Below are 15,706 nucleotides of genomic sequence, written 5' to 3'. Positions count from 1 at the left end.
GATTTCGCCGTGATCAGTGGCCCCCGCGAGCGAAATCCCCTTTTTCGGATCACCCGCGCGCTCGAAAATGTTTCGCTTATCCGAGCCGTCCGTCTCTCACTTCAATCCCTCACCGTGTTCGCGTTCGCACGGTGCGCGAAGATGCGGGGATGGGTTACCGGACCTGGATGCGGTACTTCACACCGTCCGCCGTGCACCGACGGCTGGGCCTGGTGTGCCTCGGCGTCGGACTGCAGCACGGCGTCCTGCCCGCCGTGGGACCGCGCGTGCTCGACCACTACGTGGCCGTCGTGGTGTCCAAGGGCCGCGGCTGGTTCGCCGTGGCGGGCGGCGAACGGCAGGAGGTCGTCGCGCCCGCCCTGCTGTGGCTCGTTCCCGGGGTCGGGCACCATTACGCGCCCGATCCCGCGCAAGGCTGGGAAGAGTGTTTCGTCGACTTCGACGGCAGCGCCGTGGACGCGTACGTGGAACTCGGCTACGTCACCCCCGACGCGCCGGTGGTGCCACTGGGCGATGTCGAGGTCGTCCGCGACGTCGTGAGCCGGATCGTGCGCTGCGCGCGAGGCGGCAGTCCGCTGGCCCAGGTCGACGCCTCGGCGGCCGTGCACCACCTGCTGGTGGCACTGCGGCGGGCCCGCGCCGACCGCACGCCCAGCGGCGGCTCCCTGCTGGAGGCGCTTGCGCGCGACGCCCTGTTGCCGATCAGCGTCGCCGAGATCGCGGCCCGCCGCGGCATGACACTGCCCGAACTGCGCGCGGCCGTGCGCCGGAGCACCGAGTCGGGGCTGAAGGATCACTTGCTGACGCTCCGCCTCAACCGCGCGAAGGAACTCCTGGCCACCACACGGTTGCCGATTCAAGGAGTGGCGCAGGCGATCGGCTACGAGGACGCCGCCTACTTCACCCGCCTCTTCACCCGCCGGGTCGGTGTCTCCCCCGGGCGGTTCCGCGAGTCACGCGTCCAGGCCGTCCCCGGTGGCTGGAGTTCGCAGATCCCCTCCCCCGACGACCCGCCGCTGGTGCCGGACGACTGACCTTGGACTTCCGCTCGGCACCGCTTGGACTTTCCGCGCAATATGTGCATGACCGACGCTTGAAGTTGAGTGAAAGCGTTGACTTACGCGCAATAACGTTCATAACATCGGCGACCGCCCCGCCAACTGTGGTGCGGGTCACCCTTGGGAGAGAGTCATGCGGACCCTGCCTCTTCTCGGCGCCACGGCCTTGGCCGTGGCGGCGACCATGGTGGTACCGGTGTCGTCCGACGCCGCGCCGCCGGACGCGACGTACACCATCACGGTCGACGCCAAGAAGTCGTTCAGCCCGACCACCGACACCCCGGCGAGTACCTACGTCGACAAGGACGGCACGTTCTACTTCCAGCAGGCGGCCGCGCTCTACGGCGCGGACCAGCCGCGCGAGTGGGAGTTCTTCAGCGGGCGCGATTTCGACAGCTTCACCAAGAACCCGATCAGCGACGCGGTGAATCCGGCGAACCCCGCCGACCGCAACGACGACACGACCTGGCGCTGCAACAACAGCCCCACCGGCAAGGAATCCACCGACCCGCCCGCCGGGTCGGGTTACTCGCAGCGCAACTTCTGCGACCTCGTCGGCACCTGGGTCGATCCGGACACCGGTGACTGGTACGGCCTGATCCACAACGAGTTCACCCCCGAGCCGTTCGGCGCGTACTCGTTCTCCCACTACGACGCGATCGACTGGGCCGTGTCGAAGGACCAGGGCAAGACCTGGGCCATCAAGGACCACGCGATCACCTCGCCCTACAGCACCAAACGCGGTGACACGTCGGCCTTCCCCCACCAGACGTTCGATTACGGCGACGGCGATCCGCGCCTGTTCGTCGACACCGCGTCCGGGTACTTCTATGTCTACTACGGCTCGCGCATCGTGCCGAAGGCGGGCGCCGGCGGCCCGATGACCGGACTGGCGCACGTCGCCCGCGCGCCGATCTCGGGCAAGATGTCGTCCGGTTCGTGGCAGAAGTGGTTCGACGGCGGCTGGACCCAGCCCGGCGTCGGCGGCCGCGAAAGCAACATGGTTCCCGTCTCTTCGGCGGGCGACAAGGGCTACACGCCCGTCGCGGACGACTACGACCCGGCCAACACCGGCAACGTCAGCCAGCAGATCGCCGCGGGACAGCTGCCGCGCAAATCGGATCTGTTCATCATGAACATCGCCTACAACGCACACCTCGGGCTCTACATCGGCGCGCCGGAGGCCGTCGACAGCGTCGTCCCGCAGCGGTACTACGTGACCGACGATCTGACGACGCAGAAATGGCGGCTGATCGGCGACACCGGGAGCTACACCAACCAGTCCTGGTACCGCTGGTTCGTCGACGCGGCGAACAAGACGAACTCCACCATCATCGGCAAGCAGTTCCGGTCGTACTGCGCGGTGGCGTGTTCCGGCAACGCGGGCGGCGAGTACACCACCCAGACCATCACGTCCTCCGCTCCCGCGCCGTCCCCTGTGGACACTTCCCGCAAGTACCGCGTCGGCCTCGGCGACGGCCGCGTTCTCGCGCAGGGAACCGGAAGCGCGACGACGTCGGTCGCGGGCACGACCGGCTCCGACCGCGAGGCGTGGCAGTTCTCCGCCGACGGCGACGGCTCGTACCGCGTCGTCAACGCCGCGACCGGCCAGTTCCTCGGCGTCGACGCCGTGCAGGCAGGCCGGGCCTGGGGCGCGAAACCCACCGTCACCTCCTCCTCGACGGTCGGACAGCAGTGGTTCGTCATCCCGTCCACCACGGTCGCCGGGACCTTCCGGCTGGTGAACCGCTACAGCGGGCTCGTGCTCGGCCTTTCCGGCAAGACGTCACGCCTGGCGGAGACCACTCCGCTCCGGTCCTGGACCGACACCACCGGAAGCGCCGTCGGCGGTGGCCGGACCGCGGCCGAGCAGACGCTGAAGTTCACCGACGCCGGCGCGGGCACCAGCACGCTCGACGGGGTCCGCACCCTGGCCGCGTCAGGAAAGAATCTCGACGACCCGGACTCGTCCACGGCCACCGGGACGCCCCTGGTCACCTGGGCGCCGAACAACGGCGCCAACCAGAAATGGCTGTTCACCAGGCAGTCCGACGGTTCCTACACGCTGACGAACACGCATTCGAAACTGTGCGCCGACGTCGAAGGCGGAGCCGCCACCGCGGGCGCGCGCGTCATCCAATGGACGTGCACCGGCGGCCCCAACCAGCGCTGGACCGCGGCGAAACAGCCTGGTGGGAGCTACAAGCTCAGCAGCGTCCGGTCGGGTCTGCTGCTGACCACGGCGTCCACTTCGGACGGTGCGGCCGTCACCCAACGGGCCGACACCGGCTCCGCGCTCCAACTGTGGGCGATCAGCTAGGCCATGTCCTGTGGCCCGCCCCTTCCCGGGGTGGGCCACACGGCGTTTCGCGGCGGGTTGCGCTTGTGTGGCACATCACACTCTCACTGCACTTCCCGGCCCCGTGACCGTCTCCCCTTACGAGAACACTTTCGGTGAAAAGATCACCGATCGCGTGGAGGGAGAGATCATGAACCACACCGGCATCATCCGCACCGCCACCATCACCGGCATCGCCGCGGCCCTGGGCCTCGCCGCCATCGCCCCGGCGCTGGCGCACCCGCTCGGCAACCCGCTGGCCGCCGCCCCGGCCAACGACCCGGTCACCACCGTGGCCGATCTGGACGGCGACGGCGAGATCGAGACCGTCACCGCGCAGCTGACCAGCGCCACCGACCAGGTCATCTCCGCCACCGTGAACGGGGCGTTCACCTCGATCCACCTGCCCGCGGACGGCTCCGTACCGCTCGAGGCGCCGCGCGTCACCGACCTCAACGGCGACGGCCGCGCCGAGCTCATCGTCACCCAGTCCGTCGGGGCGAACACCACGTTCTTCACCGCGCTGCACTACGACGGCCGCAACCTCAGCCAGGTCGTCGACAACGACAGCAAGCCGCTGTCGGTCGCCGAAGGCGGTGGCGTCGCCGCCCACCTCGGCTACCAGTGCACCCCGCTGACCGGTGGTGGCCGCACCTTCGAGGTCGTCGCGGCCGAAGCCGACGACGTCAGCGCCGAACCGCTCACCTACAGCGGCACCCGCACCACCTACACCCTGCGCGACGGCGCGCTGACCACCCAGAACACCCAGACCATCAGCAAGCGCCCGGTGACCGACCCGATCCTCGGCACCGACGCCGCCACCTGCGGCCAGACCGGCAGCTGACCTAGGTCAAATGCTCGTGAGTGGTAAGGACGGTTCTGGTGGACCTGTATTTGCTTACCCACTGGATACTTATGTCATCTCGGTGGCTTGTAGAGCTTGTTCTGGATGCCGATGTGGGCGAGTGGGGAGGATTTGAGACGTTCAACGTCCCAAATCTTCCCCACTCGGCTGCCGTCCGCGAGGTTGCGGGGTGACACGGTCTTGATCGACGGAGGATCGGGGACGTTGAGTGTCCCCGATCCTCCGTTGATCAAGCTCTGAGAACGGGACCCCCGCCTCGACGATGACCACTCACGAGTACGCGAGCTACGGCGCGTAGGTCAGGCAGTTCGCGGCGTGGTCGCCCTGACCGGGTCCGACGCGAACACTCGAAGCGGTACATTCCAGCGAGGAATTGTGACGGCAATCGGACCGGGAGCAGGCACCGACCTGTGCGGTCACCCGATCGAGGCCACCCTTGGTGTTGAGCGGGACGAACGTTCCGCAATCGGCGGACCCATTGCCTCCGCCCACCGTGATGGCGAAAGCGTGACAACCGTCGTGGTTGTAAGAACATCCGCTGACCGTGCATTCGTGGACAGCGGGCATTTCGGTGGTGGTCATAACGACTCCTGTGCTTCGTGGTGGTGGTGTCGTTCGGTATGACCAGGGTTACACCGCCTCGTGCCACCGGCAATTCGAGACGGGAATGACCACCCGGGGAAGCTACCGGGCCGCCCGGGGTGTTTCCAAGGTCAGAGGTCGAGGTCGAGCCGGGACGAAGCGCGCGAGACGCAACAGAACATCCGCCCCGGCGCCGCCCCGATGTCGTCGCGATGCTCCGGCTCACCACCGACAACGGAGATCTCACAGCTACCGCAAACCCCTTCGCGGCAACCGGACGGTATCGGATAACCCGCATGGTTCAACGCGTCCAGCAGGGACTCTTCCGCCGCGACCGGCACCGTCCGTCCTGATCGGACACAGCGCACTTCGAACGGCTCGTTCGGCGCGAACTCCTTGACCACCGGCTGGAAGCGTTCGAGGTGCAGTCCTCGCGCGGGAAACGCCGCCTCGGCCGCGTCGAGCATGGACGCGGGGCCACAGCAGTAAACCAGCGCTCGCGGGCCGAGTCCGGCCGCCAGTGCGGCGAAATCGGGCCTGCCGTGCTCGTCGGTGGCGTGGACGCGCACCCGGTCTCCGTAGGCGGCCCGGAGGTCGGCGGCGAACGGCATGGTGGCCATCGACCTGCCGACGTACACCAGCGTGGCCGCGGCGCCCGCCTCGACCGCCGCGGCCAGCATCGGCATCAGGGGCGTGATGCCGATACCACCGGCGACGAACAGGTATTCCGGCGCGGGCAGCAGGGGGAAGTTGTTGCGCGGCACCGAAACCTCAAGGGGACGGCCCGCGCGCAGGAACAGGTGGATGTACTCCGAACCGCCCCGGCTGAGCCGGTCGTACCGGACGGCGACCCGGTAGCGGCCCCGATCGGCCGGGTCCCCGCACAGCGAATACTGCCTGGTCAGCCAGTTCGGCAACGCCAGATCGACGTGCGCCCCCGGTTCCCAGGGGGCCAGCGGGCCCTCGGCACCGCGCAGGACCAGGGAGACGGTGCCTTCGGCGACCGGCTCCACGTGATCGAGAATCGTCCGCTGCATCAACGAGATCACCTCAGTACAACTGCCGGTAGCTGGCTTCGAGCATGTTCTCCAGTACCGCCGGATCGAGGTCGAGCCCCATCTGCTCGACGGCGATCGCGCCGGCGCCCGGCAGTTCTTCGGCGAGCGCCTGGCTCGCGGGATCCCAGATCCGGGATCGGACCAGCGCGCGTCCGCAGTGGAAGAAGGCCTCTTCGACCTCCACGATGATCGCCAGTTCCGCCGGTTTGCCCTCGGTCCGCATCCGGGCGAGCACGTCCGGTTCGTCGGTGGGATACCCGCGCCCGTTGACCCGGAACACTTCCCGCATGCCGGGGATCACGAACATCAAGCCGATCCCGTCGTTCTCGGCGAGATTGCGGAAGGAGTCGGCGAGCTTGTTGCCCGGCCGGTCGGGGATCGCCAGGGTGTGCTCGTCGAGCACCTTGACGAAGCCCGGGTAGTCGCCGCGAGGTGAGCAGTCGGGCAGGCCCGTCGCGTCCGCGGTGGCCATCGCGACGAGCGGGGAATGGGCGATGAACCGGTGGCCGTGCCGGTCGACGCGGTTGTGGACCTTGGCCTTGATCATGGCCTCGGGTTCCCCGAGCCTGGCACGCACCTCCTCGTAGGAGATCCGGCGCGGACGCGTCTCGTTCACGAGATCACTGCTGCTCATGGCACAATTATGAGCAATTGTTCAGTCTGTTCGCTACTCGCTTTCAGGCCGCTTCACGGGGAGTGCCATGACGTCGGAGCAACGACGGATCAAGCCACGTAAACAGCCGCGCCAGGTCCGGGCCGAGCTGACCAGGCAGCGCATCCTCACCGCCGCTGCTCACATTTTCGCCGAGTTCGGCTACGCCGCGGGGACGACGAACCGGATCGCCGAACGGGCGCGGATCTCGATCGGCTCGCTGTACCAGTACTACCCGAACAAGGACGCGATCCTGGCCGAGTTGCTGACCCGTCACCTCGACGGAGACCAGGCCAGCGCGACGCTCCGACGGCACAAGGAAGCAAAGGAGCCACTCGAGACCATCATCAGGGAGTTCGTGCGCACGGTGATCGACAACCATCTCGACGATCCGCAACTGCTGCGGATCATGATCGAGCAGGCACCCCGCTCCAGCGAAGTGCTGGAGCGGGTCACCGGGCTGGAATGGGAGATGATCGGTGACCTGCGCGAACTGTTCGACGGCCACCCCGAAGTCCGCGTGCGGGACAAGGACACGGCGGCGAGGCTCGTCGCGTCCACTGTGGAACTGACCGTGCATCAGCTCGTCGCCGCGCCCGGCTCCATCGACACCACCCGGCTCGAGAACGAACTCGTGGCGATGATCACCGGTTACCTCCGCACCTGATTTTCGGGGGTTGACCAGGCGAAAAGCGGGTACCCACCAGCATGACCCCGGTACGCGGACACATCGCACGTTGGAAACGGAGAGGTGACACTCTCGCGCTGGCTTGGACGTTGATCACCGTCGGCTTGGCCGCGATGCTGTGGGTGTCAGGGTTCCGTGCCTGGCCGGTCTATCTGACGGCGGTGCCGAGTGCCGTCGTCTCCGTTCTGCTGTGGATCGGCGTCGTGCGCACCCGGCGTCGCACGAACGCCGGGTCATGACGTCATTTCCACGGTCCCGCACCGGATCCGGCCGGGTGACGATGCACCGGTAGGGGCAGGCGGCTGAGGGGCGAAAGACATGGGGGCGGTGGTCGCGGCGCTCGCCGCGGGCTGCGCGGTGCTGGCGGTCTTCCTTTCCGGTGACGCGGTCCGCCCGGACCGGCCGGATCTCGAAGTGACGCTGGTCGCGGCGGCGCTGGTACTGGCGGCGTTGCTGGCATTCGGAAAGTCCCGCGGGACGAAGATCTCCGCGCTGGTTTGCGCCGCGGGCGCCACGGGCTGGGCGATCTACTGCCTGAGCACCGATCTCGGCAGCGGCACACCGGGAAGTTCGACGGCGGTGCTCGTGGTCGCCGCCGTCGTCTCGCTGGTGGCGGTCGCACTCCCCCGGCCTGCCCGGTGGTGGCTCGCGATCCCGCTGGCGGTGGTGCTCGCGGCGGGAACGGTGACCGCGGTGACGGTCGTCCCCGCACTGGCGGTGCGGTCGACGACGGCGACGGCCGTCGCGGCGCCCGCGCTCGCCGACAAGGTGGCGACGTCACCGTGGAAGTGGACATCGCCCGCCAAGGTGCTGGACGTGGTCGCGGCGGGCGCCGGGGTCGCGGTCGCCGGCTCGGGCGGCGAGGTCACCGCGCTCGACGGGCCGACCGGCGCGGTGCGCTGGACCTACGCCCGTCCCGGTGCCCACGTCCGCGCGCTCGTCCCCACGCCGGACAGGCTTCTGCTGCTGGCCGTCTACGCCCCCGGCGACGGCGGCACGGACCGCCACCACCTGACCGTTCTCGACGCGTTCACGGGCGTTCCGCTCCAGGAGAAGCTGATCGAGGACGTGCACGGCGCGGACCTGCTCGCACCGACCTCCGCCGTGCTGCCGTCACTCGCGCACCTGGGGGACGGCAACTTCCGTGTCGACGCGCTCGACCTGCGCGGCGGGAACACCCGGTGGTCGTGGCAGGCGCCCGCGGGCTGCGTCTCGCCGTTCGCGTTGCCCGCGAGCGGCCGTGACGTGGTGCTGGCGCCGCTGCTGTGCCAAGACCGGCTCAGCGTGCTCGGCCTGGACGAACGGACCGGCACACCGCGCTGGGAGCACCGGCTGCCGGTGACACGGCCGTCCGACGAGAAGGCCGACTACTACCTGCACGCCGCCCCCGGTGGCGGCACCGTTTCCCTGGCCCTGCGGTACTCCGGCCTGGCCACCGGCGACAACACCGACGTCGTGCTCGACGCCGCCACCGGCACCATCGTGTCCACAATGGACCCCAGGGCGCCGAAGCGGGTCACGCTCGGCCCGGTGGCCGTCTCGGAACGCGACGAGAACGGGAAGATCACCGCGGCCACGCTGGACGGCGGGGTGGCCGTCGATCTCGCCGCCTGCCCGGACCGGCGGGCGCACGCCACCACCCCGACGGCGTACCTGCGCCTGTGCGCCGACCCCGGCGGCAAGCTGGTGGTGCACCGCCAGGAACTCGACGGTTCGACGGCGTCGAGCCTCCCCGTCGACTGGCCGTCCCCCGACGACACGACCATCGGCCTGCTGTCGAGCAGGGCACGACACGCGCTCGTCCCGGCACCCGGCGCCCTCGTCGCGGCGCGCGGCGGTGACGCCCCGGTGCTCGGCTTCCCCGCGACGGGGTGAAGGCCCCCTTCGCGAGGAAGGGGGCCTTCACGTGCTCGAACCGACCGCGAGGTCATCCGCGCTTGAACTCTTCCCAGGTCACCTTCTTCACCTGGGGGCCGTCGTCCTTGGCGTGGCTCGCCAGGCCGTTGAGGCCCTTGAAGTAGTCGCCGGCCTGCGCCTGCGCCTGCGGCGACATGTCCGTGTCGCTGATCGCGATGCCGTGGATGTGCTCCGCCCAGTTGCCCTGGCTCGGGGTGCGGTGCCACGCGGCGAACCCGACCTCACGCAGCGCCTTCACGGCGGCGGTCTTGTTGGAGATGTTGTTCACCGAAATGTCGACCGCGCCACCGCCGTCGTGCGTCCCGCCCGAGGCGCCGACACCGCCGGCGTTGTACGAGCCCTGGGTGACGGTGAATTTGACCCCGGCCTTCTTCTCCGCGGCCGCGATCATGTCGGCGGTGCGCTTGTTCACCGTCTTGCCGTCCAGGCTGGTCTTCGCCCCGACGCCGAACGGCGCGGTCACCGTGTAGCGGCCCTTGCCCAGTTCGGCCAGCGAGCCCTTGCCGGGCAGACCGCTGGCGGCCAGGCCGCTGTGCCCCAGCGACTTCTGGTACTTCGCGTACGCCTTCACCGTCGAGGTGCCGAAGTGCCCGTCGACCTGCTTCTTGTCGAGCAGGTTCTTCGCCGCCAGCGCCTCCTCGACGACCTTGACGCTCGGGCCGGAACCCGGCGTGATCGCCTGGTCGGCCTTGTAGGGATCCCACATGGCCGCCTTGACGACGGCCTCCATGTTGACCGACGGCGCCGCCACCGCGGCCTGTCCCGCCGTCATCCCGAACGCGGCTCCGGCCAGAGCGGTGAACATCGCGGCGGTTGCCACCTTGCGCATGACTGCTCCTTCACTCGGTGCTGCTCCTTGTGAACAGCTCGTGTTCGACACTGGCCTGCCGGAGGGGGCGTCCGGAACCACCTGTACGGATCGTCTGACGTCAAAAACCGCAGGTTGACAGCGTTTGACAGGGTGACGGCCCGGCTGATCCCGCTGGTCGGCGCGGCGATCGGGGCGGAGTTCGCGATATAGTTACCCGGCCGCGCAGAGTGACGAAAATTATTGTCACGTCTGACACGATCGCGAGGGGGAGCGTGCCGGGAGAACGGACACCGGAGCTGGAAGCGTTCATGGCCGAGCTGCGGAAGCTGCGGACGCGGGCAGGCGAGCCGTCGTTCCGGAAGATGGCCGCGAAGTCGGGCGCCGTGTCCCACGCGACCCTGCACCTCACCGTCACCGGCAGGCGGCTGCAGCCGTGGGAGACCGTCCGCGAGTTCGTCCGCGCCTGCGACGGTGACGAAGAGGAATGGCACGCCCGCTGGCAAGGTGTCCAGCTCGTGTTGTCCACCGGCCGCGAACCGGCCCCCGCGCCCGCCGCGCCGAGATGGCGGTCCAAACGCGTCCTAGCGCCGCTGGCCCTCGTCCTCGTCGCCGCGATCGCCGCCGTCGTCGTCATCCTGCTGCCGGGTGAGCAGGACTCGCGGCCACCCCATCCCGGTGACTCGGCCGGCTTCATCACCGACGTGACGATCCCCGACGACACCGCGGTCAAGCCGGGCACGCAGTTCGTGAAGGTCTGGGAGATCAAGAACACCGGCACGGTCGAATGGCGGAAGCGGTACCTGCGCCGCACCGACCTCCCGGTCGCGCCGGGCACCTGCCGCACCCCGGAGCGGATCCCGGTCAACGACACCGCGCCGCAGGGGCACGTGCAGGTGACGGTCACCGTGAGCACTCCGGCGACCGCCCCGGTCGACTGCAAGATCTTCTGGAAGATGGTCGACGAACAGGACCGGGAACTGTTCCCCGCCAACAAGCCGATCTACTTCTCCGTCCTCGTCCGCGCTTGAGCGCCGAAAACACCTCGTTCGACCGGGAAAGTGCGCTAGCCGCCGCATTCCGGGCTGCCTACGCTGAATTCTGCGCACCGGAACCCAAATGCCTCGGGAGTCTCCAGTGAGAACAACGAGAATCGTGTTCTGCGCCTTGGTCGTCCTCGGCGCCACCGGCCTCGCGCCCGCCACGGCGGCGTCGGCGGGACAAAACGCGTTCACCTTGTCCAGTACCGCTTTCGCCAACGGCGGCGTCATGCCGAAAGTCCACGAGTGCACCAGCGGCGGCGGGCAGGATCCCGCCAAGAGGAACGAGTCGCCCCCGTTGGCCTGGTCGGGCGCTCCCGCGGCGGCCAAGAGCTACGCGATCGTCATGCGCGACCTCGACAACGCCAACCTCATCCACTGGGTCATCTACGACATCCCGGTGACCGCGACCTCGCTCCCCCAGAACGTCGAGCACGCGTACCGGCCTTCGGTGCCCGCGGGCGCCCGGCAGATCTACTACCGCGGAAGCGCCAGCCTCTACGGCTATCAGGGACCGTGCTCGCCCTCGACGGTGAACACCTACGAGTTCGTCGTGCACGCGCTCGACCGGGCTTCGCTGACCAGCCTGACTTCCAGTTCGTCGACGCAGACCGCCGCCAGGGCGATCACCGCGGCCTCGCTCGGCACGGCGAGGATCAGCGGCGAGTCGTAGCTCGGTGACATCGGCGGCATACCCAGAGCCATCCCTTGATCAGTCCCGAGTCCGCGGCCGGAGGCGGGCTGATCACCCGTGGCAAAATCGGCCCAATGCAGATCGGGATGCTCGGCCCTTTCGAGGTTCGCACGGATGAAGGCGTCCTCGCCGACGTGCCGGGCGCCCGGCTGCGCGGGCTGCTGATCGCCCTCGCGCTCGAACCGGGCCGCGTGGTCCCGAAAGCGACGCTCGTCGACTGGATCTGGGGCGAACGGCCGCCCGCCGACGCGACGAATGCCTTGCAGCGCTTGGTTTCCCGTCTGCGAAAGGTACTGCCGGAAGGAGCCGTCGAGGGACAGACGGACGGCTATCGGCTGAAGGTGGCGCCCGACGCCGTCGACGCCGTGCGGTTCGAACGCCTCGTCGGCCGGGCTCGGGGCGACGAAGAACCGAAACGGCTGCGCGAAGCCCTCGCCCTGTGGCGCGGCGCGGCCATGCAGGACGTCGGTTTGCAAGACAGCGAGGCGTTCGACGCGGCGGTCACCCGGCTCGACGGGCTGCGCCTGACGGCGTTGGAAGACCGGTTCGACGCGGAGATCGACCTCGGCCACGGCGCGAAACTGGTCACCGAACTGACCGACCTGGCGGCCGCGCATCCCCTGCGCGAACGGCTCGTCGCCGCGCTGATGCGGGCTCTCGCGGCGACGGGGCGCGACACCGAAGCGCTGCTCGTGTACCAGCGCACCAGGGAAGCCCTGGCCGACGCGCTGGGCGTCGACCCTTCGCCGGAGCTGTCCGCGGTGCACGTCGCGTTGCTGCGGGGCGAGCTGGGACGGCGCGAGGAGAACCGCAAGACCAACGTGCGCGCCGAGCTGACCAGTTTCGTCGGCAAGGACGCCGATGTCGCCACGGTCCGCGAACTCGTCACCGAACACCGGCTCACCACTTTGATCGGGCCCGGTGGTTCGGGAAAGACCAGGCTGGCCACGGAAACCGCGCGAACCCTGCTCGGCGATCTGCCGGACGGGGCCTGGCTGGTGGAACTCGCGGCCATCGGCGTCGACGGAGATCAGGGGGGCGGGCCCGAAGGGCAGGGGGGTGGGAAGAACATCGCCCAGGCGACGCTCGCCGGGCTCGGGCTGCGGGACGCGCTGCTCGGCGACTCGCCGAACGCCGAACCCATCGAACGGGTCATCGCCGCGATCCGCGAGCGGGAAGTACTGCTGATCCTCGACAACTGCGAGCACGTGATCGAGTCGGCGGCGGCCTTCGCGCACCGGGTGCTCGGGGAATGCCGCCGGCTGCGGATCCTGGCGACCAGCCGGGAACCGCTCGGCATCACCGGCGAGGCGTTGTGGCCCGTCGTGCCACTGGGCGTACCGGACCGGCACGCCGGTCCCGGCGAGATCGAATCCTCCCCCGCCGTCAAGCTGCTGCGGGACCGGGCGGGCGCGGTGCGCAAGGATCTCGTGGTCGACGAGACCACGTTGGCCACGATGGCCCGGGTGTGCCGGGTGCTCGACGGGATGCCGCTCGCGATCGAACTGGCCGCGGCGAGACTGCGCACGATGTCCATCGACCAGCTCGCCAACCGGCTCGACGACCGCTTCCGCCTGCTGACCGGCGGCAGCCGCACCGCGTTGCCCCGGCACCGGACGTTGCGCGCCATGGTCGACTGGAGCTGGGAGCTGCTGACCGAAGCCGAACGGACGGTCCTGTCCCGGCTCTCGGTGTTCTCGGGCGGGGTGAGCCTGGAAGCGGCCGAGCGGGTCTGCGTGAGCGAGGCCGTCGAGCAGTACGAGGTGCTCGAATTGCTCACCGCGCTGACCGAAAAGTCGCTGCTCGTCGCCGCGGGCGACGAAGCGCCGCGCTATCGGATGCTCGGCACGATCAAGGAATACGCCGAACACCGGCTCGCCGAAGCGGGCGAAACGGCGCTGGCGCGCGAGGCGCATCTCGCCTACTTCACCGAGCTCGCCGAGGCCGCCGAGCCGATGCTCCGCCGTACCGAGCAGCTGGAATGGCTCGCCAAGCTCAACGCCGAGCACGACAACATCAGTTCCGCGATGCGCGGCGCGCTCGCGGCGGGTGACGCACCGTCGGCGATGCGGCTCGCGGCGGCCTGCGGCTGGTACTGGTGGCTCAGCGGGCACCGGGCGGAAGGCATGGAGCTGGTCAGTGCAGCCGTCGAAACGCCCGGCGAGGTACCCGACGGGGTCGGGGCCGTGGTGTACGGACTCGTCTCGCTGTTCGTGAGCTCCGGTTTCGCCGACGAACACACCGCGGCGAAATGGATCCACGAGTCGTACCGGCTCAGCCGGACCACCGAAGCGAATCACCCGCTGCTGGGTCTCATCGTCCCGCTGGAACGCATGCTGCGGGGCGATGAGACGTTGTCCGCCTGGGAACCGGTGCTGGAGGACGAAAACGCCTGGGTCCGCGCGCTGGGCAGGCTGCACCTCGGCAAGATGCGGATCACGCTCGGCCACCCCGGACCGGACGCGGAAACGTATCTCGAGCGTGCGCTCGCCGAGTTCCGCGCCATCGGCGAACGGTTCGGGATCTCGTTCGCCCTGACCGAACTGGCGGACCGGCTCGCCACGCGCGGCGAATTCGCCACCGCGTGCGAGTACTACGAGCAGGCGGTCACGGTCGTAGCCGAGGTCGGTTCCGTCGAGGATCTCATCCGGTTGCGGTCACGCCAGGCGCAGCTGTTCTGGCTGCTGGGCGACGCGGACGCCGGCGCGGCCGCCGCGGCCGAGGCGGAGCGGTACGCCGAACGGGTCACTTGGCCGGGGGCGCTGGGCATGCTGGCCCTGTCCCGGGCGGAACTCGCCTACTGGCGCGGGGAAACCGAGGAAGCCAAGCAGCAGCTCACCCTCGCGACGAGTGTGATGGGCGAGGAAGCGGGCCTCGGGCACGTCCGCGCCATCACCCACGACCTGCTGGGGTATCTCTCCGACGATCTCGAGGAAGTCCGCGCGCACCGGGAGTCGGCCTGCCAGGCGGCGGCCGAGGTACGGCACGTGCCCCTGATCGCCCACATGCTCGTCGGCGTCGCGGACCTCGCTCTGCGCCGCGACGAGCCCGAGCAGGCCGCGCGGCTGCTCGGGGCGGCCGACGAGCTGCGCGGGCTGCCGGATCGCTCCCACCCGGACGTGACGAGGATCGAGGGCACAGTGCTGCGCCGCCTCGGCGAAGCGAAGTTCGCGGAGGCGGCGCAGGAGGGCAGCCGGACGGACTGGAAGCACTTGGTCGAGGTCACGCTCGCTTCTTGAACGTCGAGGACGCCCACAGGTAGCCGGCGAGCGCGATCCCGGCGCACCAGCCGAGGGCGGGGATCACGTCGCCCGCCGCCGGCGCGCCGTTGAGCAGGCCGCGCAGGGTCTCGATGATCGGGGTGAAGGGCTGGTACTGCGCGAACTCCCGGAGCCCGGGCCCCATCTTCTCGGCGGGCACGATCGCGCTGCTGAAGAACGGCAGCATGATCAGCGGTACGGAGGCCATCCCCGCGGTTTCCGGGGACTTCGCCGCCAAGCCCAGCGCGACCGTGAGCCAGCCCGCCGCGAAACCGAGCAGCACGACGATCCCGACCACGCCGAGCCACTCGAGGAAACCCGCCGCCGGGGAGAAACCCAGCAGGAAGGCCACCCCGGTGAGCGCCGCGATGGCGACCAGGTTGGTCAGCACGCTGGCGATGACGTGTCCGGTCAGCACCGCGCCGCGAGAGACGTCCATGACCTTGAAGCGGTTGATGATGCCCTTCGTCATGTCGGAGTTCACCGCCGTCGCCGTGGCGCCGAGGCCGTAGCAGACGGCCAGCAGCATCAAGCCCGGCGTCGCGTAGTCGATGTAGTCGACGCCGACGCTGAACGCGTCTCCGAACACGTACACGAACATCAGCATCATCACGACCGGCATCAGGATCGCGTTGAAGACCGAAGTCGGATTGCGGGTGAGATGTTTGAAGTTGCGGCGCAACATCACCATCGAAGGCGATTTGGCGCTCATGGTGTGAGCGGTCGTGGTCTCGGTGGTCGCGGTC

At 69.1% G+C, this 15,706-nt stretch carries 14 protein-coding genes; 9 read left to right on the top strand and 5 right to left on the bottom strand.

Annotated features, from left to right (window positions below; all coding sequences use genetic code 11):
• Positions 1-149 precede the first annotated feature (149 nt).
• The 3 genes from BKN51_RS41895 (at position 150) to BKN51_RS41885 (ending at position 4,240) form a co-directional block, all read left to right on the top strand.
• Positions 150-1,034 (top strand): helix-turn-helix domain-containing protein, encoded by an 885-nt coding sequence (locus BKN51_RS41895; RefSeq protein ID WP_101612823.1) that lies wholly within the window; start codon positions 150-152, stop codon positions 1,032-1,034.
• 157 nt (positions 1,035-1,191) lie between these two features.
• A complete protein-coding gene (locus BKN51_RS41890; RefSeq protein WP_101612822.1) occupies positions 1,192-3,378 on the top strand; it encodes an RICIN domain-containing protein in 2,187 nt (728 codons plus the stop codon).
• A gap of 169 nt (positions 3,379-3,547) precedes the next feature.
• A complete protein-coding gene (locus tag BKN51_RS41885; protein WP_101613799.1) occupies positions 3,548-4,240 on the top strand; it encodes an FG-GAP repeat domain-containing protein in 693 nt (230 codons plus the stop codon).
• Between the two features lie 306 nt (positions 4,241-4,546).
• On the opposite strand, the gene BKN51_RS41880 is transcribed toward BKN51_RS41885, so the two are convergent.
• The 3 genes from BKN51_RS41880 to BKN51_RS41870 form a co-directional block, all read right to left on the bottom strand.
• Positions 4,547-4,843: a DUF1540 domain-containing protein gene (locus tag BKN51_RS41880; protein WP_101612821.1), complete on the bottom strand. Its 297-nt coding sequence runs from the start codon at positions 4,841-4,843 to the stop codon at positions 4,547-4,549.
• Positions 4,844-4,974: 131 nt separating this feature from the next.
• Complete coding sequence (locus BKN51_RS41875) at positions 4,975-5,880, bottom strand: PDR/VanB family oxidoreductase (protein ID WP_101613797.1); 906 nt, start codon at positions 5,878-5,880, stop codon at positions 4,975-4,977.
• Between the two features lie 13 nt (positions 5,881-5,893).
• Positions 5,894-6,535 carry an MSMEG_1061 family FMN-dependent PPOX-type flavoprotein gene (locus BKN51_RS41870; protein WP_101612820.1) on the bottom strand — a complete coding sequence of 214 codons (642 nt, stop codon included), beginning with the start codon at positions 6,533-6,535 and terminating at the stop codon, positions 5,894-5,896.
• Positions 6,536-6,602: 67 nt separating this feature from the next.
• On the opposite strand from BKN51_RS41870, the gene BKN51_RS41865 reads away from it, so the two are divergent.
• The 3 genes from BKN51_RS41865 to BKN51_RS41855 all read left to right on the top strand — a co-directional run bounded on the left by BKN51_RS41865 (position 6,603) and on the right by BKN51_RS41855 (position 9,116).
• The gene (locus BKN51_RS41865) at positions 6,603-7,220 is read left to right on the top strand and encodes a TetR/AcrR family transcriptional regulator (protein WP_101612819.1); all 618 of its coding nucleotides are present in this window, start codon (positions 6,603-6,605) and stop codon (positions 7,218-7,220) included.
• 110 nt (positions 7,221-7,330) lie between these two features.
• A complete protein-coding gene (locus BKN51_RS41860) occupies positions 7,331-7,480 on the top strand; it encodes a hypothetical protein (protein WP_233223862.1) in 150 nt (49 codons plus the stop codon).
• A 79-nt stretch (positions 7,481-7,559) separates the two neighbouring features.
• Positions 7,560-9,116 (top strand): outer membrane protein assembly factor BamB family protein, encoded by a 1,557-nt coding sequence (locus BKN51_RS41855; RefSeq protein ID WP_101612817.1) that lies wholly within the window; start codon positions 7,560-7,562, stop codon positions 9,114-9,116.
• 52 nt (positions 9,117-9,168) lie between these two features.
• Here the strand turns inward: BKN51_RS41855 and BKN51_RS41850 are convergent, their stop codons facing one another.
• Positions 9,169-9,987, bottom strand: a complete 819-nt coding sequence (locus BKN51_RS41850; RefSeq protein WP_101612816.1) for a peptidoglycan-binding domain-containing protein — start codon at positions 9,985-9,987, stop codon at positions 9,169-9,171.
• 254 nt (positions 9,988-10,241) lie between these two features.
• Here BKN51_RS41850 and BKN51_RS41845 point away from each other — a divergent pair, with 254 nt between their 5' ends.
• From BKN51_RS41845 to BKN51_RS41835, 3 genes are all read left to right on the top strand, one after another.
• Entirely contained in the window at positions 10,242-10,997 is a 756-nt protein-coding gene (locus BKN51_RS41845; protein ID WP_233223860.1) for an NBR1-Ig-like domain-containing protein, read from the top strand.
• Between the two features lie 124 nt (positions 10,998-11,121).
• The gene (locus tag BKN51_RS41840; RefSeq protein WP_101612814.1) at positions 11,122-11,679 is read left to right on the top strand and encodes a YbhB/YbcL family Raf kinase inhibitor-like protein; all 558 of its coding nucleotides are present in this window, start codon (positions 11,122-11,124) and stop codon (positions 11,677-11,679) included.
• Between the two features lie 95 nt (positions 11,680-11,774).
• Positions 11,775-14,939 carry a BTAD domain-containing putative transcriptional regulator gene (locus tag BKN51_RS41835; RefSeq protein WP_101612813.1) on the top strand — a complete coding sequence of 1,055 codons (3,165 nt, stop codon included), beginning with the start codon at positions 11,775-11,777 and terminating at the stop codon, positions 14,937-14,939.
• Here BKN51_RS41835 and BKN51_RS41830 read toward each other — a convergent pair.
• Positions 14,923-15,672, bottom strand: coding sequence for an ABC transporter permease (locus tag BKN51_RS41830; protein WP_101613795.1), 750 nt, complete (start codon positions 15,670-15,672; stop codon positions 14,923-14,925). The two genes, BKN51_RS41835 and BKN51_RS41830, sit on opposite strands and share 17 nt — an antisense overlap.
• Positions 15,673-15,706: the final 34 nt, after the last annotated feature.

Origin of the sequence: Amycolatopsis sp. BJA-103 (assembly GCF_002849735.1) — a bacterium.
Classification (GTDB): Bacteria; Actinomycetota; Actinomycetes; order Mycobacteriales; family Pseudonocardiaceae; genus Amycolatopsis.
This window is presented reverse-complemented; position numbering and strand designations above follow the sequence as displayed.